General features: G+C 49.2%; 19 protein-coding genes. 3 read left to right on the plus strand and 16 right to left on the minus strand.

The window, feature by feature from the left end:
* Positions 1 to 236 precede the first annotated feature (236 nt).
* Together AR543_RS24355 and AR543_RS16915 are read left to right on the plus strand one after the other, a co-directional pair.
* Positions 237 to 1,751 (plus strand): M14 family zinc carboxypeptidase, encoded by a 1,515-nt coding sequence (locus AR543_RS24355; RefSeq protein WP_158523988.1) that lies wholly within the window; start codon positions 237 to 239, stop codon positions 1,749 to 1,751.
* 82 nt (positions 1,752 to 1,833) lie between these two features.
* Complete coding sequence (locus AR543_RS16915; RefSeq protein ID WP_060535606.1) at positions 1,834 to 2,709, plus strand: DNA/RNA non-specific endonuclease; 876 nt, start codon at positions 1,834 to 1,836, stop codon at positions 2,707 to 2,709.
* Between the two features lie 287 nt (positions 2,710 to 2,996).
* Here the strand turns inward: AR543_RS16915 and AR543_RS16920 are convergent, their stop codons facing one another.
* From AR543_RS16920 to AR543_RS16950, 7 genes are all read right to left on the minus strand, one after another.
* On the minus strand, positions 2,997 to 3,821 hold the full coding sequence (locus AR543_RS16920; RefSeq protein ID WP_060535607.1) for a purine-nucleoside phosphorylase: 825 nt from the start codon (positions 3,819 to 3,821) through the stop codon (positions 2,997 to 2,999).
* 12 nt (positions 3,822 to 3,833) lie between these two features.
* On the minus strand, positions 3,834 to 4,313 hold the full coding sequence (locus tag AR543_RS16925) for an Imm26 family immunity protein (protein WP_060535608.1): 480 nt from the start codon (positions 4,311 to 4,313) through the stop codon (positions 3,834 to 3,836).
* Between the two features lie 87 nt (positions 4,314 to 4,400).
* The gene (gene xerD, locus AR543_RS16930; RefSeq protein WP_060535609.1) at positions 4,401 to 5,300 is read right to left on the minus strand and encodes a site-specific tyrosine recombinase XerD; all 900 of its coding nucleotides are present in this window, start codon (positions 5,298 to 5,300) and stop codon (positions 4,401 to 4,403) included.
* A gap of 134 nt (positions 5,301 to 5,434) precedes the next feature.
* Positions 5,435 to 5,908, minus strand: a complete 474-nt coding sequence (gene fur / locus AR543_RS16935; RefSeq protein WP_060535610.1) for a ferric iron uptake transcriptional regulator — start codon at positions 5,906 to 5,908, stop codon at positions 5,435 to 5,437.
* A 281-nt stretch (positions 5,909 to 6,189) separates the two neighbouring features.
* Positions 6,190 to 7,374 (minus strand): endonuclease Q family protein, encoded by a 1,185-nt coding sequence (locus tag AR543_RS16940; protein ID WP_060535611.1) that lies wholly within the window; start codon positions 7,372 to 7,374, stop codon positions 6,190 to 6,192.
* Positions 7,371 to 7,937 carry an NUDIX domain-containing protein gene (locus tag AR543_RS16945; RefSeq protein ID WP_060535612.1) on the minus strand — a complete coding sequence of 189 codons (567 nt, stop codon included), beginning with the start codon at positions 7,935 to 7,937 and terminating at the stop codon, positions 7,371 to 7,373. The genes AR543_RS16940 and AR543_RS16945 overlap by 4 nt, the downstream gene beginning before the upstream one ends.
* Positions 7,938 to 8,136: 199 nt before the next feature.
* The gene (locus AR543_RS16950; protein WP_060535613.1) at positions 8,137 to 9,264 is read right to left on the minus strand and encodes a M20/M25/M40 family metallo-hydrolase; all 1,128 of its coding nucleotides are present in this window, start codon (positions 9,262 to 9,264) and stop codon (positions 8,137 to 8,139) included.
* A 166-nt stretch (positions 9,265 to 9,430) separates the two neighbouring features.
* Here AR543_RS16950 and prli42 point away from each other — a divergent pair, with 166 nt between their 5' ends.
* Positions 9,431 to 9,526 (plus strand): stressosome-associated protein Prli42, encoded by a 96-nt coding sequence (prli42, locus tag AR543_RS16955; RefSeq protein WP_087071281.1) that lies wholly within the window; start codon positions 9,431 to 9,433, stop codon positions 9,524 to 9,526.
* Here the strand turns inward: prli42 and lipB are convergent.
* From lipB to AR543_RS17000, 9 genes are all read right to left on the minus strand, one after another.
* Positions 9,503 to 10,213 carry a lipoyl(octanoyl) transferase LipB gene (gene lipB / locus AR543_RS16960; protein WP_060535614.1) on the minus strand — a complete coding sequence of 237 codons (711 nt, stop codon included), beginning with the start codon at positions 10,211 to 10,213 and terminating at the stop codon, positions 9,503 to 9,505. The two genes, prli42 and lipB, sit on opposite strands and share 24 nt — an antisense overlap.
* 192 nt (positions 10,214 to 10,405) lie before the next feature.
* Complete coding sequence (locus AR543_RS16965; RefSeq protein WP_060535615.1) at positions 10,406 to 11,821, minus strand: dihydrolipoamide acetyltransferase family protein; 1,416 nt, start codon at positions 11,819 to 11,821, stop codon at positions 10,406 to 10,408.
* A gap of 83 nt (positions 11,822 to 11,904) precedes the next feature.
* Complete coding sequence (locus AR543_RS16970; protein WP_060535616.1) at positions 11,905 to 12,888, minus strand: alpha-ketoacid dehydrogenase subunit beta; 984 nt, start codon at positions 12,886 to 12,888, stop codon at positions 11,905 to 11,907.
* Positions 12,888 to 13,916 (minus strand): thiamine pyrophosphate-dependent dehydrogenase E1 component subunit alpha, encoded by a 1,029-nt coding sequence (locus AR543_RS16975; protein WP_017815250.1) that lies wholly within the window; start codon positions 13,914 to 13,916, stop codon positions 12,888 to 12,890. Before AR543_RS16975 ends, AR543_RS16970 begins: the two co-directional genes overlap by 1 nt.
* Before the next feature lie 342 nt (positions 13,917 to 14,258).
* Positions 14,259 to 15,677 carry a dihydrolipoyl dehydrogenase gene (gene lpdA, locus AR543_RS16980; RefSeq protein WP_060535617.1) on the minus strand — a complete coding sequence of 473 codons (1,419 nt, stop codon included), beginning with the start codon at positions 15,675 to 15,677 and terminating at the stop codon, positions 14,259 to 14,261.
* Positions 15,678 to 15,726: 49 nt separating this feature from the next.
* On the minus strand, positions 15,727 to 16,518 hold the full coding sequence (locus AR543_RS16985; RefSeq protein ID WP_060535618.1) for a class I SAM-dependent methyltransferase: 792 nt from the start codon (positions 16,516 to 16,518) through the stop codon (positions 15,727 to 15,729).
* A gap of 147 nt (positions 16,519 to 16,665) precedes the next feature.
* Positions 16,666 to 16,881, minus strand: coding sequence for a hypothetical protein (locus AR543_RS16990; RefSeq protein WP_060535619.1), 216 nt, complete (start codon positions 16,879 to 16,881; stop codon positions 16,666 to 16,668).
* A gap of 418 nt (positions 16,882 to 17,299) precedes the next feature.
* Positions 17,300 to 19,627: a heparinase II/III domain-containing protein gene (locus AR543_RS16995; RefSeq protein ID WP_227871768.1), complete on the minus strand. Its 2,328-nt coding sequence runs from the start codon at positions 19,625 to 19,627 to the stop codon at positions 17,300 to 17,302.
* 230 nt (positions 19,628 to 19,857) lie between these two features.
* On the minus strand, positions 19,858 to 20,397 hold the full coding sequence (locus AR543_RS17000; protein WP_060535621.1) for a VanZ family protein: 540 nt from the start codon (positions 20,395 to 20,397) through the stop codon (positions 19,858 to 19,860).
* Positions 20,398 to 20,508 lie beyond the last annotated feature (111 nt).

The raw sequence follows: 20,508 nt of genomic DNA on the forward strand, positions 1-20,508 counted from the left end.
CGGAGTATTGTATATCGAATTATACCGATATGTCAAATCAATTGGACATGATCGATTTATATTGCTGCTTCTATTCATTTTAATCATGCAGAAGCCAAATTTTGATATTACCTAATGTAAAGTATTGATATAATTGTTAAAAGCTGCTGTGATTTCCTGCTTCGTTTTGCATTTTTTTATCCGTATACATTATTCAGCGGCAAGAATACATATTATGAATCCCAAGGAGGATTGCTTTGAAAAAAATCATATTGCTTCTCCTGTCCATACTGCTGGTTCTGCCTGATATCCTTATCCCCTCCACCGCAGAAGCCCGTAGCGGAAATGTGGTTGATCCGTCAGCCACTTATACCTATACAAGGCTAACCAGAGATATTCAGTCGCTCGCCAGCAAATACCCGGATATTATCGAATATCGCTCTATTGGTACTACCCGCTATGGTCGGGAAATCTGGGCAGTCGGTCTGGGTCATGGCGAAGCCACTCTGTTTATTAATGGTTCTCATCATGCCCGTGAGTGGCTGACTACTACACTCAATATGTACATGATTGAGCAGTATGCTGCTGCCTACAGTGCCAATCGCAAATTTGAAGGGTATGATGCGCGTGCCATTTTGAACAAGACCAGGATCTGGTTTGTTCCGATGGTGAATCCGGACGGTGTAACTCTGCAACAGCTGGGTCTTGATGCTTTCCCCGCTTCGGTTCATCAGGCACTTATCACCATGAATGGCGGCAGCCGGAACTTCAAGCGCTGGAAAGCCAACCTACAGGGGATCGATCCGAATCGCCAGTATGATTCTTACTGGTCTACTCTGGAAGCGAATATCCCTTATCCGTTCTGGCGTAATCATAAAGGGTCTTCCCCTGTACAAACGCTGGAAAACAAAGCTATGGTGAACTTCACCTATGAGATTGATCCGGAAATTGCCGTGTCGTATCATTCGGCCGGACGGATTATTTACTGGAGCTTTCATACGCTAGCGGCCAATCTACCGCGGGATAAGCGGCTGGCTCGACTGTTCAGCGATTATACCGGTTATCGGCTGATGCCGCAGCGCAGCGATTCGTCGGGCGGTGGCTACACCGACTGGTTTATTACTGCTTTCAAACGGCCTGCCTTCACGCCGGAGATCGGGATCAAGCCAGGCGAGACCCATCTGCCCGTCTCTGCTTTTGCCGAAGAATGGCGACGCAACAAAAAAATCGGGCTATGGCTCGCTCAGGAAAGCTATGCTCTCTGGGCGAAAAAGAATACCGGGTCTACTCCAGATTCGCCTGTCTCTGCATCAGTCAGCGTATGGATTGATGATCAGCAGCCAGACACGCGTATCCCTGCTTTCCGGGAAAATGGCGTCAATTACGTAGCCTACAAACCGCTGCTGACGCATTACGGATTTGTTCCGTTCTGGGATCAGTCTTCCAGAACTGTAACCGCTACTTCCAGTGCTGGTGGAACTGTCAGCTTCACCCTGAACAGCAAATATGCTCAGCTGAACGGCAAAACGATCACGCTGAGCGCTGCACCAAAGATGGTGGATAATCTTATTTATGTACCGGCCCGTCTGATCAGTCAGGTCACCGGAGCTATGCTTGAAGTTCAGGCAGCAGATAACAGTCTTCGCTTTACCAGTCCGGAAGCCAATCCGGCACCGGTCGACAGCAATATGGCTGAAGAGTCGGCAGAGAATGGCCATAGCGATCCCCCTGCAGACAGCGATACAGTCGGTTCATCGACTTATGGAGAATAAATAGCCGCTTCACCCGGTTATAACTCCCTTTATTTGGATACTTAATGTATGAGCTCTATTACAATCCAAGGAGGCTGGTATAATGGCACCGCAGGACGAGCGTTATGCAGATGAGAAAATACGTGTAGGTGAAGCAATGGGTATGGATTGGTATGAACAGGCAGACGGCTATGACAGCAAGTTTCTCGGCGAGCAGTACGAGATTCCGCATCCGGGGCTAAGCGCAGAGCTGATCAAAGATATTGCTCCCCTGCACAACAGTTCCATTATTCTCGACTATACCCACTTCTCTATTGTTATGAGCCGTTCGCGGCGGCTCGCCATTTATACGGTAGTCAATATCGATGGCAGCCAGCTTCAGGATGCCGGACGGTCGGACAAGTGGCGGTATGACTCGCGTATGGATGAACAGTATCAGAGTGGGGATGAGATTTACCGAGATAACGATCTGGATCGGGGCCATCTCGTGCGGCGGCGGGATCCGATCTGGGGCAAGGATGCCGATCGCGCCAATGTAGATACTTTTCACTTTACCAACTGCGCTCCCCAGCACAAGGACCTGAATCAGGATACCTGGCTGGGTCTGGAAGATTATATCTTGGAGCATGCCCGTAGCAACAAGCGCAAAGCTACAATTTTCACCGGGCCTGTGTTCCGTGACAGTGATATTGCCTACCGCGGCATCCAGCTGCCCGAAGAATACTGGAAAGTCGCTGCGATCGTCAAGGATAACGGTCAGCTCTCTGTCACTGCTTATCTGATCTCGCAAAAAGGACTGCTCCGTACAATGCAGACCGAAGATGAACTGGGACCTTACAAAACGTATCAGGTCAAAGTCGCCCATATTGAAGAACTGACCGGTCTGGATTTCCGGCATTTGCGCGAACATGACGCTTATCCGGCAGAAGCGGTAGCAACCAGTATGACGATTGAAAGTGTACAGGATATTCATATATAATCCACAGCAGCAGTCAGAGAAAATATATGCAGCTGTATATATAGCACCTATTCATGCCCGGCAGCTATGGTAAACTGTGCGACTCGTTATACAGCGATCAGCAAATGTTTACTGATCATGCAGGTTTGGCATAATGGTCTGCCTGGGAATCTATTCAAAAAAGCAAGATATCAAAAAGAGCCTTGTGGATAATCCACAGGCTCTTTTTATACTTTATGGACAAATATATACATAGTTACCAAACGAGCAATTGGTACAAACCATGCATCGTCTGCTTATGCAAGCTATTACATTTGCGGAATAACCGCCAGTACCAGCTTCAGGAACTGATCACGTACACGCTCAGCCGTCTCCATGACTTCATCATGGGACAGCGGCTGATCGAGGATACCTGCTGCCATATTGGTGATACAGGAGATACCGAGTACTTCGATACCCGCATGACGCGCTACGATAGTCTCGGATACCGTAGACATTCCGACAGCATCGGCGCCAAGTGTACGCAGCATTACAATCTCTGCAGGCGTCTCATACGTAGGGCCAAGCAGTCCTGCATAGACACCTTCCTGTACTTTCAGTCCCTGCTGTGCTGCTGTATCCTTGAAGATCTGGCGCAGACGGCGGCTGTAGGCTTCGGACATATCCGGGAAGCGTACACCCAGTGCGGAATCATTCGGTCCGATCAGTGGATTGCGACCGGTCATGTTCAGATGGTCGCTCAGTACCATCAGATCGCCTGGCTCATACGATGTATTCACACCGCCAGCTGCATTGGTCACCAGCAAGCTGGATACGCCGAGTTCTTTCATTACGCGTACCGGGAAAGCTGTCACTTCCGGGCCATAGCCTTCATACATATGGAAACGGCCTTTCATCATAACGACCGGACGGCCCTGTACTTTGCCCAGCAGCAGTTCGCCGTCATGTCCTTCTACCGTGGATACCGGGAAATGCGGAATACTGTTATAAGGAATAGATACGCCTTCTTCAACCAGATCTGCGAGTACCCCCAGACCCGAGCCGAGGATCAGACCGATTTCCGGTGTGATATCGCTCTGGCTACGGATATAAGCTGCCGCTTCCTGAATAGTTGCCTGTGTAATAGCTGTCATTGTATTGCCTCCTCAAATTGGTTTACGATCAATATTGGTAACGGGACTGGCAGCCTGTTCATATTGTGCCAGGTACTGCTGGACCCGTTCGTTACCGGCTACCGAAAGTACCGGATACTTGTGCCACTCTTCCTGTGGCAGCACACCGAGATACTCATCTCCATGATACAGATGTGTACTGGATTGGAACGTTTGCATGGCTTCTTTTTCCGGCGTCAGCGGCAGATGACCTGTCACTCGCCAGCTGCCTTTATTGATATTGGAAGCCGCACCAAAAATAATCTGAAAAGTTCCCCTGTGATTCTGGAAAGTCAGAAACTCCCCATCATGACCATCAGGCAGCTGCTCTTCGCTACCGATATGCAGCACTCCAAACGGAAGGGCCTTTCTCAAACTCCCACGCAGTGCATAAATAATCTGACAAATAGCCAATCTGCCATCATACATCGGAATAATAAAAATATCGCCAGTCCCATACTTTCTTCTTGGCATACTTATTCTCCTTCCCGGCAGCGTACTGTTTGTGCAAATAATCAGACACAGAAGCGTATGAAAGGCTGACTGCACTTGCTCCGCAAATCAGGTCGCATTGGCACGCGGATGATGGGCCTCGTATACATCCTTCATATTTTTCCGGGATACCTGGGTATAGATCTGGGTCGTGGAGATGTCAGCGTGGCCGAGCATTTCCTGTACCGAGCGCAGATCGGCTCCATTTTCCAGCAGATGGGCAGCAAAAGAGTGCCGCAGTGTATGTGGAGTGATATCGGTCTCAATCCCTGCTTCACGCGCATACTTTTTGATAATTTTCCAAAAGCCTTGCCGTGTCAGCCTGGTACCGAGCTGATTCACGAAAAGAGCCTGTTCTTCCGGATGATTCCGGATCAACTGCGGACGGCCTTCTTCTATATATTCACCTACACGTTTGACGGTGACACCGGTAATGGGAATGATCCGCTCCTTGCCGGAACTACTGGCACAGCGCAGGAATCTCAGGTCGAGCCGTACATCCTCTACATTGACCGAGATCAGTTCGGAGACGCGTATGCCTGTCGCATACAGCAGTTCCAGCATAGCGCGGTCACGTCTTCCCTGCGAAGTATACGCTTCCGGAGCATCCAGCAGACGCTCCATTTCCTCGACAGTCATAACGTGCGGCAGACGTTTCTCTGCTTTGGGTGCTTCCATATGTATAGACGGGTCCTGCTGAATAATCCCTTCCCGAACAAGGTACTGGCAAAATGAACGCAGGGAAACCGTCATCCGGGTAATGGTGGATGACGCTCTGCCGATCTGGCGCATTTCTCCCAGGAACAGGGCAATATGTGTTTTGCGGATCTGATCCGGTTCTGTCAGCTGACGTTGTCCGGCGAACTCCAGAAACTGATTCAGGTCCCGCTGGTACGATTCCAGCGTATTCCGCGATAATCCCTTCTCTTCGGTCAGATAACGGATAAATCTCTCCAAATAATCACTCACTGGAAATCAGCCTCCTTTGCAGTCATTTGATAGTATCGTCTGTCAGAAGCTAGACGGTTACGCAAAAAGACTCCCTCCCGAACAGCCAAACATCGGGCGAGAGTCTCTGGTATCCAATTCAGTTATTCAATTCATTATTCGGGATTATTCTGGCTGCCATCCTGCTGCTCTTTGTCCTTGCAGCGGTAACAAACCCCGTAAAAATCGAGTCGGTGGTCCAGAACCGAGAAATCAAATTCCTTGTCCAGTCGCTCCTCGAGCGGTCCCAACCAGTCTTCGCGGATCTCGTCCATACTTCCGCATTGCACGCAAATCAGATGATGATGATGATGCTTGCTTGTATCGGTACGCAGATCATAACGTGCGACACCGTCGCCGAAGTTGATTTTCTCCACGACATGCAGTTCACTCAGAAGCTCGAGGGTACGGTAAACGGTGGCCAGACCGATTTCGGGAGCCTTTTGCTTCACGAGCATGAATACATCCTCGGCACTCAGATGGTCTTCTTCGTTCTCAAGGAGCACTCGGACAGTGGCTTCCCGCTGGGGTGTTAATTTGTAACCTTTGGATTGTAATTGATGTTTGATTTTATCGATCCGTGCTTCCATTTTTGCCCTCCCCCTGTGGAAATCACTGCATCGCTTAAATGCTCACTCCAATTATTATAGGGTCAGTTCCAAGACAAAGTCAAACTTTTTAGTGTACTCGCACAGTCGTGTTGCCTTCGGGCAAAACCAGCTCAATTTCCTGCTGTGCTGGAGGATGCCGGATGCCAATTGCCAACATACAGCCTTTGCTGCTGCGCTGGTATACAAAAAGGCAATGCCGCAGCATCTCTGCGGACAAGTCGCAGATGCTGCGGCATTTCTTTTGCTGGTTTACAGAGTCACTATCCGGTAACTACCTTGCCGTAGGTGCCTCCGCCTCCGGCGCTTAGCGTCAGCTGTCCGGTGCGGGCCAGTTCGATATAACCGGCAATCTCGCTCCCTACAATAGCATCCAGTTCTTCACGGGATGTATTATGCAGAATACTCATTTCTGTACCAAACGCTTCCAGCAGTCTGTTCATTTTGGCAGGACCCAGACCGGGAATAAAAGCCAGCGGGACCTGATAACGGTACGGCGGCCGATCCAATGGCGGCTGAGGTTCTGTCCGGTCGGCAATTCCCAGAATCCGATCCAGTACGCCAATCGTCAGACGGGTGCTGCCGCAGTAGGGACAGCGCTCCAGTGCCGGCTCTGCCTCATGAATAATATGTTCGCAGTTGGTACAGTAGGTACGATGATACTTGCCCAGTCTCGGGTCCAGACCGTAATTGGCTTCAATTCCTCGTCCTTCTCGTCCCTGCAGCACATTACGGAATTCGTCAAAGTTAGCTTCCTGCATCCGGAACACATTATATTCACGACCAATTTTGCCGAGCGAATGAGCATCCGAATTGGTCAGCAGCGGATAACGATCCAGCTCACTGAGATAACCGGCCATTGTCGTATCGGCGCTCAAGCCCAGCTCTCCGCCGTCAATACTGTCCATATCCAGCACATCGCTCATTCTTGGCGTCACACTGCCATAGATGCCTTTATGCGGCGTGAACATATGCGCCGCGATAAACAACCCATCCCGCTGCTTCACCTGATGCTGCAGCTCCCGGTACGAGACATAGAGACGCTGGGAACTAAGCTGCAGATTTTTCATATGACCGCCCATCCACCGGCTAAAGTCGGTCATCCGCTCCAAATCGCGGAAATAGACAAGTACATGCGCTTCCTGATATCCAGGCTCACGGATCTCAATCTCCGATCCAAGCAGAATCGTTGTATCTCCGTATACAATTCCTCCACCCGAAGATTCTACCATCTCGCCGGAAGCCATATAATTGCGGATATCCTGTTGTACACCCGGTGAATGACAATCTATAATACCGACCAATCCAATTCCTTTACGCTGGGAAGATTCTTTGGCTATATTGGCAAAAGTCAGGTTGCGGCTACCGCTGATCTTGACCGGCTGCCCATCCTCACTTCGCCCGATATGGATATGGAGATCGGCATACACGCGCTGCAACGAACTCATTGTCCCGGCTGGGCTCCCAGCTTCAGCAGCTGCCATGCCTGCACAGCCATAATAGTTTTGGCATCGCTCATGCGTCCTTCGCGGATCTGGGCAAATGCTTCTTCCAGCGTAATTTCGGTTACTTCCAGGAATTCATCTTCATCCAGCTCGGCATCTCCTGCAGTCAGTTCATCAGCCAGATAGAGATGAATAATCTCATCCGCAAAACCCGGCGAAGTATAAAAGGAGAACAGCAGCTTCATGCTTTTCGCGGTATAACCGGTCTCTTCCTTCAATTCACGGTTAATCGCATCTTCCGGCTTTTCGCCCGGATCGAGCTTGCCGGCAGGTATCTCTACCTGTGTGCGTCCCAGCGGCTGACGGAACTGTTCGACCACGATCATGCGATCATTATGAATCGCCAGTACAGCGACTGCTCCGGAGTGGCGTACCACTTCACGCTTGCTCTCGTCTCCGTTGGGCAGCTTTACGGTATCCACCTGTACGGAAATAATTTTGCCTTTGTAGATGGACTCCGTGGACAGTGTGATTTCATCCAGTTGTTTATTTGTATGTTCAGCCATTCTGTTCCCTCCATTGCATTTGTGAAAGTAAACGTTCTGCCGGTACCAATTCTACCTGTACCGACTATCCGTTTCGATGTGATGGTTGCAGCCAAGATAAGGCTTAATAAAGATTCAACTCTTACTCTTTACACATTTTTGCACTTTTTTAGACAGAATGAGATGTTATTTATCTAAATGAATACGTATCGTCCACAAATTACTGACGCGCTGTCTCCCGCACAATCTCAATCACCAGACGGGCTGCATTGATCAGCTCATTGCGATGAATGCGCTCATTGGTTGTATGAATCTCTTCGTAGCCGACTGCCAGATTGGCTGTAGGCACACCCATGCCATTGAAAATATTCGCATCGCTGCCACCACCGGTATGGAAAATATCATTGGGCAATCCCAGATTGGCTGCAGCACGCTGTGCCAGTTGCACTACGGCATCTTCCTCCGTGAATTTGAAGCCCGGATATACAATGACACTTTGGAATTTGGCAGTCGCGCCAAATTCGGCACATGTATTTTCCAGCGATTCCTTCATGGCTGCCAGCTGCACTTCTACTTTTTCGTGCACCAGGCTACGTGCTTCCGCTTCCAGACGAGCATAATCGCAGACCACATTCGTTGCGCCGCCGCCTTCAAATTTGCCGATATTCGCGGTAGTCTCATGATCGATGCGTCCCAGCTTCATGCGCGAGATCGCTTTGCCTGCTACCTGAATCGCGCTGATGCCATCTTCCGGGTTCACTCCGGCATGAGCAGACTTGCCGTAGATTTCCATAACTACACGTGCCTGTGTTGGTGCAGCTACTGCAATAGTGCCTACTGCTCCATTAGAATCCAGCGCATAACCAAAGTCTGCATCCAGCAGGCCAGGGTCCATCGCACGTGCACCCATCAGACCTGATTCTTCACCAGCTGTAATAACCAGTTGAATCTGTCCGTGCGGAATATTCTGTTCTTTTACGACGCGAATCATCTCGAACAATGCGGCGACACCTGCCTTGTCATCCGCTCCCAGAATCGTCTCGCCTTCACTGGTGATCCAGCCTTCACTGTCCATCACCGGCTTGATGCCGTTACCCGGCTTGACCGTATCCATATGGGAAGTAAAGAAAATCTTCGGAATCGGTGCATCCGTATTCGCCGGCAACGTAGCAATCAGATTGCCTGCTCCGTGTCCGGTACGCAGGGACGATTCGTCTTCGATCACTGTAAAGCCAAGTGTCAGCAGCTTTTCGGTCAGACGATCGGCGATAATACGCTCCTGCTTGGTTTCACTATCAATTTGTACAAGCTCCATGAATTCTTCGATTAATCTACTTTCGGATACCACAATGATTCGCTCCTTTGGATGTTTGTCACATTAATTTCATGCTGTCCTTGCGATTATCTGCCTGAAAGCTTTGCAAAACGCACGTGCAGTCGGTATGATAAAAAAGATTATTTATTTTACCGATACCTGTCCGTCTGCCGAGGGACAGACAAAGGAGTCATGAGAAATGCAACAGAAAAAATGGTTTCGTATTTTTATTTATGTGATGCTGATCGCTATTATCGGATCGGTGCTGTTCTCAATCATTCAGCCTCTGCTGTAAGATCACTTCATGATCCGGCTGCTCATACTCAAAATGACGCATAAAATGAGGCACAATATCCTGTGCCACCTGCTCCACTGTATACGAGCGGCCGGTAATATCCTCCAGTGAAGTGACTCCATACTGCTCGATTCCGCATGGAATAATCCCTGTGAACCCCGCCTGTTGAATACCCGAAGCAATATTAAAAGCAAAGCCGTGACTCGTAATAAATCCTTTGCGGCTGCGGCATTTGTTGAACTTGATGCCAATCGCGGCAATCTTGAGATCACCTATCCATACACCCGTGTATTCTTCTTTGCGTCCGGCCACGATTCCCTGATCTGCCAAATAATCAATAATAACCTGCTCCAGTGTGCGCAGATACCGGTGTGGATCTATGCCTTTGGCTGCATCCAGCAGCAGGATCGGATACCCGACCAGCTGACCCGGTCCGTGATATGTAATATCTCCTCCGCGGTCAATCTGGAACAGTGCTATACCACGCTCTTTCAGCTCCTCTTCACTCCAGAGCAGATGCTCGGGATGACGCTGTGAACCGATTGTATACGTAGGCGGATGCTGAAGCAGCAGCAGCTGCTCCCCCTGTTCTCCATCGTCAATACCGCGTACAATTTCCTTTTGTTTGTCCCATGCTGCCGCATATTCCATGAGCGGTGTATAGGATACTTCAATTGATTTCCCCATCAACAAAGCACATCCTTCCCTGATGATTCAGACCTATTCCGATTTTGCCCGGATGATAAGCAAAAGGTCGACAAAACCGTTACGTTTGTCAACCTTTACATACCTGTTATGCCTATTCATTAGTTCATTTCATTCAAAAGGGCAGGCAGCAACCCGCTGCCTGCTTTATTTCAATGTAACGCAAACGGGAGCTTAATACAACTTGGTCTCCAGATTATAGCTTTCCAGATTGTCTTTTACACGTTGAAGGAATCGTCCACAGATAACGCCATCCAGAATACGATGATCCAGCGACAGACACAGATTCACCATCGACCGGACACCGATCATATCATTGATCACGACCGGACGTTTTACAATCGATTCAAAAGTCAGAATCGCTGCCTGAGGATAGTTGATAATCGGATAAGACAGGACCGAACCAAAGGAACCTGTATTATTGACGGTAAATGTACCACCCTGCATATCATCCAGCTTGAGCTTGCCTTCACGGGTACGACGTGCTAGATCTTCAATCTCATGAGCCAGACCGGCGATATTTTTCTGATCGGCACGCTGGATCACCGGCGTCATAACCGAATCTTCGGTACCAACAGCCAGCGAGACATTAATATCGCGCTTCACGATAATCTTGTCTACTGCCCAGACCGAGTTCATAATCGGATAATCCTTGATCGCATTTACAACTGCTTTGATCAGGAAAGGCAGATAGGTTAGCGTGATGCCTTCACTGCGCTTGAACTCTTCTTTGAGCTTGTTGCGCAGCATGACCAGATTGGTCACATCCACTTCGATCATCGTCCATGCATGAGGAATCTCGGACACACTCTGGCGCATATTACGTGCAATGGCGTTGCGCAACGGCGTTACATCAATCAGATGTTCACCACGTGCCGGTGCAGTTTCGGCCTGTTCCAGTTCGATTTTGGGAATCGCCGGTGTCTCACTCAGATGCATTCCGGAGTTACGAACCGCATAGTCTGTAGTAACAGCTGCACTTGCAGGTGGAGCGGCTGGAGCTGACGGTGCGGTAGACTGCTGGGCAGCCGGTGCTTGCGCTTGAGCTGTACCATTCTCCAGCGCTTTGAGTACATCGCGGCGGGTAATGCGCCCGCCTGCGCCCGTACCCTGAATCAGGGACAGATTGAGTCCATGCTCGGAAGCCAGCGATTGTACAGCTGGCGAATAACGACCGGACATGGCGCCTGCTGTACCGGCAGCTGCAGCTGGCTCAGATTGACGCTGCGGAGCAGCAGTTGACTGCACAGGAGCCGATACAGCTGGCTGTGTCTGGGCAGGCGCATTTGATGGAGCAGAGGCAGCAGGAGCAGATGAAGCACTTTCTGCAGAACCGGCTCCGGTATAAATCTGGCAGATTACTTCGCCGACTGCTACTTCCTGTCCTTCGGCAGCGAGCAATTCACCCATTACACCTTCCAGTACCGAAGGAATTTCGGCATTTACTTTATCGGTAATGACTTCGCAGATCGGTTCATATTGCTCAACCGTCTCACCTGGCTGCTTGAGCCATTTGGCGATTGTAGCGGATACCAGAGACTCTGCGAGCTGCGGCATCACGACATCGGTCGGATTTCCTTTTTGGGACATGATATTCACTCCTAAAAGCTGCCGTGTTCCGGTATGACCGGTAATGACGGCAGCTGTTTTGATAGATCGGAATTGACTGTATTCTAGAAAAGAGCCAGATCGCGCATGGCCGCTTTAACTTTATCTTTGTTGAGCATATACGCTTTTTCCTGCGGCGGGTTGATTGGCATAGCCGGTGAATCCGGGCCAGCCAGGCGACGAATTGGTGCATCCAGATCGAACAGGCACTCTTCCGCTATAATAGCGGCCACTTCGCCGCCGACACCACCGGTCAGATTGTCTTCATGTACGATCAGTACTTTGCCAGTACGACGTGCAGCATCAATAATGCCCTGACGGTCCAGCGGCTGAATCGTACGCAAATCCAGTACATGACTGGTAATGCCTTCCTGCTCCAACTCCTCGGCTGCCTGCATAATGAAATGCAGTGGCAGACTGTAACTGATTACGGTGATATCATCGCCTTCACGCAGCAGATTGGCTTCACCAATAGGTACGGTATAGTCGTCTTCCGGTACATCGCCCTTGATCAGTTTATAGCATTTTTTATTTTCAAAAAAGAGCACAGGGTCCGGATCGCGGACAGCTGCCTTGAGCAGTCCCTTGGCATCATAAGCCGAATACGGCGCTACAATTTTCAGTCCCGCTGTTCCGAAGAACACAGATTCCATACACTGGGAATGGTACAGTCCACCGAAGATACCGCCGCCAATAGGCGCACGTACCACGATCGGACAAGTCCAGTCATTATTGGAGCGGTAGCGGATTTTGGCCGCTTCGCTGATGATCTGGTTGGTTGCCGGCAGCATAAAGTCCGAATATTGCATCTCGGCGATCGGCTTCATGCCATACATGGCTGCACCGATCGCTACCCCTGCAATCGCAGATTCGGACAGCGGTGTATCCATGACACGTTCTTCTCCATACACTTCCTGCAGTCCTTTGGTTGTTGTAAACACGCCGCCTTTGACGCCTACATCTTCACCAAGTACAAATACATTTTCATCCAGCGCCATTTCTTCTTTCATCGCCAGACGAATCGCATCGATATATTCCATCATTGCCATTACTGAACATCCTCCCCGTCCCCTGCAAATACATGCTTCAGCAGGTCATCCGCGCTCGGATAAGGAGCTGTGTCCGCATATTCCGTCGCTTCTTTCATAATCTCGGTGCATTCTTTTTGCAGCTGCTGATCCTGTTCTTCGGTCCAGATGCCGGAGTCGATCAGGTACTGCTTGTATTTTGGAACGCCATCTTTTTCCCAGTTGGCATCGACTTCTTCCTTGGTCCGGTAAGCCAGATCATTATCCGAAGTGGAATGCGGAGACAGACGGTAGACCATTGCTTCGATCAGTGTCGGACCTTCTCCTCTAATCGCACGTTCGCGTGCTTCTTTGACCGCTGCATAGACTTCCAGCACATCATTGCCATCCACCCGGATCCCCGGGAAGCCATAACCGAGTGCACGATCGCTGATCTTGCCGCTAAGTTGCTTGTGAATCGGTACAGAGATCGCGTATTGGTTATTTTCACACATAATAATCACCGGCAGTTTATGTACGCCGGCAAAGTTACAGCCTTCATGGAAATCTCCCTGGTTGCTGGAACCTTCACCAAAAGTAACGAATGATACCAGTTCCTCGCCTTTCATCTTCGCAGCCAGCGCTACGCCGACTGCATGAGGCACCTGGGTTGTAACTGGGCTGGAGCCTGTTACGATGCGCAGACGCTTGCTGCCAAAGTGACCGGGCATCTGACGACCGCCACTGTTCGGATCTTCTGCTTTGGCAAATGCCGACAGCATCAGGTCACGCGCAGTCATACCGACAGACAGCACGAATCCATAGTCACGGTAATACGGCAGGAAGTAATCCTTTTCCCGATCCAGTGCAAAAGCTGCACCGACCTGCGCCGCTTCCTGACCTACTCCGGAAACGTGAAAATTAATTTTACCTGCGCGCTGCAGGAGCAGAGAACGCTCATCAAACTTGCGCGCCATCATCATATATCGATAAATTTCAATAGCCTGGGCATCGGACAAACCGAGCTTCCCGTGCCGTGTTTGTTGGTCAATAGTACCTTCTGCTTTCATTACAGGTACCTCCTTCATAAATGACGGAGAGAACAAGGTTCTCCCTCTTGACTGTTTACCAGCATGACAATATTGTACAACCTATACTATAAAGGTTACACGTCTGCACAGTCATTGCGCAAATTCACAGCGAAATGTCTGTCCGCCTGCTTCCTTCGGCGCCTTCTGCGCAGTGCATGACAAACAGGGATCAGGAACGATCCACTGCTTGTATCTGCTTGTCTTAAAACCTGGTACTAAGACTTGAGCCTAACCCTATTATAATCACATCTGCCGCAAAAAGAAAAGATGGATTTCTCCAGTCTGACGATTGGGAGTCCATCTCTTCATGATTATTCACTTTTACATGCCGATGGCTTTGCCATCTACAGCCAGCATCGCTTCACCCATAATCTCGGCGAGAGTGGGATGCGCATGAACGGTTTGTCCGATTTCCCATGGTGTGGCATTGAGGAATTGCGCCAGCGCCGCTTCACTGATCAGATCGGTCGCCTGTGGTCCGATAATCTGTACGCCAAGCAGATCATTGGTGTTGCGATCAGCTACTACTTTGACGAATCCATCGCTTTCCCCGTATACCAGCGCTTTACCGATCGCCTGGAAAGGGAACTTGCCGACTTTGACATCGACGCCGCGGGCAGCTGCTTCTTTCTCGGTGATACCCACACTTGCCACTTCGGGACGTGTATATACGCAGCGGGATACCTGATCAGGATCATAATGCGTCTCCTGTCCACAAATATGATTGACCGCGGTAATCCCTTCATGACTGGCTGCATGAGCCAGCTGCAGACCGCCGATTACGTCACCGATTGCATAAATATGCGATTCGCTGGTTTGCATATTTTCATTTACTTTGATAAATCCGCTCTCGACACGAATATCCGTATTGGCAAGACCAATCGTCTCTACATTGGCCTGGCGTCCAACCGACAACAGCATCCGGGAAGCTGTTATAGCCACAGTCTTTTCCTGATGTACCATCTGAATCGTGAATTCCTGTTCACCTGGCTGGTACGAATCAAGCTGCAGCGCAGCACCTGTATAAATAGTAATCCCGCGCTTTTCCATCAGTTTGCGCAATTCGCGTGACACTTCTTCGTCTTCCAGCGGCAGAATCTGCGGCGCTGCTTCAACCACTGTAACCTGCACCCCAAAATCGTTCAGCATCGATGCCCATTCCATACCGATGACTCCGCCGCCAACAATCAGCATGGAGGCTGGCAGCTGATCCATTTGCAAAGCGTGATCGCTGTTCAGGATAAGCTGTCCGTCCGCTTCCAGACCCGGTAATGAACGAGGACGCGAGCCTGTAGCAATAATAAGATTTTTCGATACCACGGTTTCCATTTCGCCATCTTCCAGCTCTACGGCTACCGCACCGCTCTGCGGAGAAAAGATCGAAGGGCCAATGACGCGTCCCTGTCCCTGTACCACACGAATTTTATTTTTGCGCATCAGATACTGTACACCCTTGTGCAACTGATCCACGATTCCCTGTTTGCGGGACTGTACACGGTCAAATTGCAGCGAGACTTGTTCTGCTGCTACACCGTATTGCTCGCTGTCCTGCATCAGTGCATATACTTCAGCGCTGCGCAGTAGACTTTTGCTGGGGATACAGCCTCGATGCAGGCAGGTACCGCCCAATTTATCCTGCTCGATAATGACTACATCTTTGCCCAGCTGTGCTGCACGGATGGCAGCTACATATCCTCCGGTTCCGCCGCCCAGTATCGCAATATCACAATTAATCGTCATAATGAATATTCACTCTCTTTTCCTGAATTGTCTCAACAGCTGTTCTTTATTATACACGCTTCAGTACAAGCAGCGTGTCAGCACCCTTTTGGAACGTGTAATCGGTAGGAATCTCCTGTATCTCCCAGCTGCCCTGACCTGCCGCCGCCACAGCTTTTTCTACAAAGGCCACCCGTTCACTTTTCAGATTGACCAGCGGGAAAATGCGAATTTCGGTACGGGTTACCCGCATCAGCTCCTGCAGACAGCGGATATGGAATTCTTCATCCAGACGATCCGCATACAGAAACAAAAAGTGTGCAGATACCGTCAGATCGAAGGTCTTATTACCAAATGGCAGATCCGGCAATACAGCCGGTATGTAACGATTCGGATGAACTCTGCGGTCCAGGGAACTTTGCTCCAGCGCTTCGGTACGCAGGTTTTCCAGCTGCGTGATACTTCCCAGTGTAGACCAGTCATACTGATCACGGGCTTCCGTCATCGACTGAATCATATGCCGGATATCCTGCTGCCCTTTGTTATATAGTTCTTCATTATCAAAATGGTAAGCCATATCTACAGCAGTCACTTCTGCTCCAAGCAGTGAAGCTTCAGCTGCAAAGGAACAGGCTCCTGCCGGACAATCCAGAATCTTTTGTCCCTGCAGGTCATTCTGTGCCAGTCCAAAAATGGACATATACTCTTCAAAAGTTCTACCGAGAAACACAATGCGTTCCAGCGATAGACCCTGTGTACGTTTATTTGCCAGATAAGCTGCTGCCTTGGGGCTAGTATAGCCGCTCCGACTGGCTGCTGCGGTGTTTTCTGTGGGAGTTGAAGGTGTCTGATAACCGCTCATCTCATCTATTCTCCTCTCGACTCGATCCCTGTCACATATTAACGCCTATCCGATTATAACGGAAATGCAGATTTATTCTAACATAACTTGATACGGTTCTCTATGTCTGCCGGTCAGCTGATGGAGCAGCCAGCAGACATACCGCCTTTATTCGTACAGTGCATCCTTGAGACGGCTGGACATCCGGGGTTTGTTGGAATTTGCTTTGACGAGTGCTGTACGCAGGCGCTTGTTCTCGGCAGTCAATTCGCTTACGATATCAAGCAGCTTTTGCACAGCCTCAGCGTCTTCCGGATTTAATCTCTCCTGCCGAAGCAGAGTTTCTGTCTTCTGTATCCACTCCTGGTGTTCTTCTTTGTTCATCAGGCCTGGCTCCTTTCTATCGATACGCAGCCCTTTATTGTGCAAGACTGTTGGTAATTTCTATCTATCAACCAATTTCTATCCATAAACGCGATAAACCAGGCACAATGTGCCCGGCTCGTCGTTGATAACCTTCTTGCTTCTGTTCTATTATAGTTCATTTTGACAGACCGTCGTCAATACGGCTGGCGAATCAGTTTTAGGAAACAACGCCGAATATGCATTCTCTACCACATCCTGCTGCTCATAGAATAAACCATTCCTGTCCACCGTGCAGCTTCACCAGCGTTTCTATTACGATTAATTTCTATACATAACAGGTACATGAAGATCACGCTGTGCCAAATAATAAATAATCTCATATATTCATTCTTCTAGGATGATAGTTTTGATAGCAGACCCACTCTATAATACCTGCTTATACAAGCGGACGAATACTAAATGCCAGACCGCAATGCAGCTCCTGCATCGGCAGATTCAGCATCCATTCCTTTCTCACCTTTAGCGAAGTACGATACAACAGAACAGGATGCCCCTCGTGATCATGATGCGCGATAGTTTCTACCTCGACGTTATATTGCTCCCGCGGAATCTGCATTCTGATCTCTGCCCGGCTGCCTGTCCAGATCAATTCCTCAGTATAAACAACGGGTGCAGTATGACTCATAAAGCGCTCGATAACCTGATTGATAGCTGTCCGATGTATAGTTTGGTCAGCCATACTTATCTGCTCCGACCGATTTTGGTAATTTCGGTCATTGTATTCCAATTCTCCGCCTCCCAATATCTTATGCCCGGAGGGCGCTGAGAATGGCTGGACAAACTGGAAATCATCCTGCAGCTGTAAATTAATTTCCTGTCGATCCTCATTTATTTTCCAATGGAAATTCCGTCTCATTTTCTTCAGACCTGCTTCTGCCGGATAAGCAGCTGTAAGATCCAGTCCCAACTTCATCTCAGCCTCATCCATCTGGAGAACTTCTACTATCGCTGCAGCTGCGCGGCCTGAATACTGCTCATAGCCATTAATCTGCGGAATAGAATGTCCGGCAGAAGATATATTCAGAATCTGTTCCCGACCCGGGGCAAAATAAGACTGGGTATACAGCCCTGCTCCAGGATCACAAAAAATATTTTCGCCGCCTGCATGTATAATAAAGCTGCCCAGATCATTATGATTATGCGGCTCGTCATTATGTCCACCCTTGGCAGACAAAGCTGCAATGAATTTGGTATTAGGCAGAGAAGACTGGACGCCATACTCAACATTTTTATCAGATGTCGATCGGGGTACATAAGCAGTTGTATTCGTTACCGCTACCTCATCTTCCGCATTGACTGCTTCGCAGCTCGCCAGGTTGTATGCTATCTGAACATTCAATTCTGCACGGCTAACCACCCAGCACAAATCCGGCCAGTAATGATTGAATAACGCTCTATGTGTATGTTTCTGCTCTGGTTCTGGCTCTGTCTTTTCCCCGGTTGGCTGTTGATCTGCAGTCTCGGTCTGAGTCGCGGATTGAACTTTATACGCTACAGTAGCAGACTCTGCACTCCTATCTGCAACCGCAGCTCCGGATATTCCAAAACAGTGTGGCTCCGCCCATAATATATTCCGCAATAAATGTGCCCAGCGCCGACAGGGATCTTCCCGGAGAGCAGGCATAACAAACGGCAGGGAATAGAACCGGCCGGTTATTTCCGTCAGTCGTGATAACAGCCCCGGTGGCAGAATCTCCTCTTCTCCGCTATCCGAGAAATTCACAAATCTTCCGTTTGACAGATGCATGTATTCAGGAAAAGCAGCTATAGCCTTTATTTTGCGATAATCGCTTTTGTGACGATCCAGTTTATGATGATCTATTTCCAGTTTATTAGAGAAGTCTGCTGCTGACAGCATATCCATAAAATACGTATAGTAGCCAAACCCGTATACCCAGTAGCCCAGTCCTTCGGCACAGCCTCCATCTTCCCCGTATCCATTCAGAAATTGGGCTGCCGCCTTGGTCATCCGCTCTATGATTATGGTCTGCTGTACTGTATCTTCCAGCAGTAGTAAGGCCGCTATGCCGCAGCCTGCTCCACAGACAGCCGACCAGTTATGCTCGGCTGTCTCCCAGCCAAAGGTACGGGATAAATCGCCCGCAGGCAGCAGTACCCGGCGCTGTACTTCATCACGCATACGCCGGATAATACGATCATCCACTATGCCATCCAGCAGTACAATCAGCTCAGCCAGCATACCGGCTGTCTCTGCAGCGAACAGATCGATTTCCTCCCATACCGGATAAAGACTGTCTGCAGGCAAATGCGCATTCAGACACCATGTATATTCTCCACACAGATCCCAGAGTGCTTCTTCCAGTGTATGTATATAGACAGCAGCAGATAGAGTTTCCTCTATACTCTGTTTATTTGCAAACGAATCAAACGCCTCTTTAGGCTGCCGGGTATGATTATTGGACAAGCTGTCTTCACCTGGCTCCAACAGATGTATCGCTTGCTCGTTCTGTTCACCATAGGAAGCGAGCAGTACCATCATCGCCAGTGCACCAATCCGGCCCCTCCTGTCAAAATAAATACGCTCATATCGCTCACGTCCACCTGTATCACCAAACTCTCGAAAAGCTTCAAATGTCAAAACAGGAAAAGGTTCTGATACGGCCAGTCCTGCATATTCCCGGATATCCTGCCACCACTTTTCATACTCTGGCTTCCCGGCGGTATAGTGTAGACGTTTTCTCACATTTTTTATATGCCACCACTGCTGCTTCTGCATGGTACCCTTCGAATTATAATCCATTAGTTCCCACCCTTTCCCTGCTGACCTGTAAATAACCCTATCGCAATTAAGATAAAGCTTTCATATCAGGATGTACAGAGCCGGTGATCAAAAAAAGAACAGGCTTTTTACACCTGTCCTTTCTTTACGCTATTTTGTTATAATTCGGCAGTGGTCAATCACGACAGACTGTCTCAGCCAAAATGAAGACCTGTTTTGCGAGACCTGCGGCGACGAATCAGCATATAGATGACGACCATCAATACAATTCCAATAGCATCAATCAGTGTATCCGAGAAATGACCAGTACGGCCGGCTATCCATGTTTGATGCCATTCATCTGTCATTGCGTACGCATAGGCTACCAGCCCTGCCCATAACAAAGGTGCATAACGAGCATCGGTCAGCAATGAAAATACACGAATCAACAAAAAAGTCAGCAGTGCAAACTCACTCACATGACCTGCTTTGCGAATAAAAAATTCCCAGAAATCATAAGGATGTTGACCGCTGACTGTGTATCCTCCATATGTAAATTCAATCGATGGCGTAAATGCAGCAAGCGACGGTTCCGCGATCCAGTCCGACAGTAGCGGTTTGATATCCTGCTGCTGATACGGTTGATTGGATACGTTAAAAATCAGCCCCATCCATAACAGGGTAAGTACAATCCAGATCGTCAAACGAACTACCGGCAGCGAACGAGAGCGGTATGACGGCATTGATGAACGCATATCGCATCCTCCTTTCGGTAACTTGAGTCCGAACCTCTATCCGGACACATGTCCCGTATTATAACATACCGCAAGCGGTAGTTCATGTATGACCCGCTAAATCCTGCTCTG

The sequence above is a fragment of the Paenibacillus bovis genome (assembly GCF_001421015.2).
Lineage (GTDB): Bacteria > Bacillota > Bacilli > Paenibacillales > Paenibacillaceae > Saccharibacillus > Saccharibacillus bovis.

Bases quoted from the DNA above. Each gene is read 5' to 3' on its own strand.
- AR543_RS16915 (WP_060535606.1), top strand. From the start codon at position 1,834: ATGGCACCGCAGGACGAGCGTTATGCAGATGAGAAAATACGTGTAGGT.
- AR543_RS16920 (WP_060535607.1), bottom strand. From the start codon at position 3,821: ATGACAGCTATTACACAGGCAACTATTCAGGAAGCGGCAGCTTATATC.
- AR543_RS16925 (WP_060535608.1), bottom strand. From the start codon at position 4,313: ATGCCAAGAAGAAAGTATGGGACTGGCGATATTTTTATTATTCCGATG.
- fur (WP_060535610.1), bottom strand. From the start codon at position 5,908: ATGGAAGCACGGATCGATAAAATCAAACATCAATTACAATCCAAAGGT.
- AR543_RS16940 (WP_060535611.1), bottom strand. From the start codon at position 7,374: ATGAGTTCGTTGCAGCGCGTGTATGCCGATCTCCATATCCATATCGGG.
- AR543_RS16945 (WP_060535612.1), bottom strand. From the start codon at position 7,937: ATGGCTGAACATACAAATAAACAACTGGATGAAATCACACTGTCCACG.
- prli42 (WP_087071281.1), top strand. From the start codon at position 9,431: ATGCAACAGAAAAAATGGTTTCGTATTTTTATTTATGTGATGCTGATC.
- lipB (WP_060535614.1), bottom strand. From the start codon at position 10,213: ATGGGGAAATCAATTGAAGTATCCTATACACCGCTCATGGAATATGCG.
- AR543_RS16965 (WP_060535615.1), bottom strand. From the start codon at position 11,821: ATGTCCCAAAAAGGAAATCCGACCGATGTCGTGATGCCGCAGCTCGCA.
- AR543_RS16970 (WP_060535616.1), bottom strand. From the start codon at position 12,888: ATGGCAATGATGGAATATATCGATGCGATTCGTCTGGCGATGAAAGAA.
- AR543_RS16975 (WP_017815250.1), bottom strand. From the start codon at position 13,916: ATGAAAGCAGAAGGTACTATTGACCAACAAACACGGCACGGGAAGCTC.
- lpdA (WP_060535617.1), bottom strand. From the start codon at position 15,677: ATGACGATTAATTGTGATATTGCGATACTGGGCGGCGGAACCGGAGGA.
- AR543_RS16985 (WP_060535618.1), bottom strand. From the start codon at position 16,518: ATGAGCGGTTATCAGACACCTTCAACTCCCACAGAAAACACCGCAGCA.
- AR543_RS16990 (WP_060535619.1), bottom strand. From the start codon at position 16,881: ATGAACAAAGAAGAACACCAGGAGTGGATACAGAAGACAGAAACTCTG.
- AR543_RS17000 (WP_060535621.1), bottom strand. From the start codon at position 20,397: ATGCGTTCATCAATGCCGTCATACCGCTCTCGTTCGCTGCCGGTAGTT.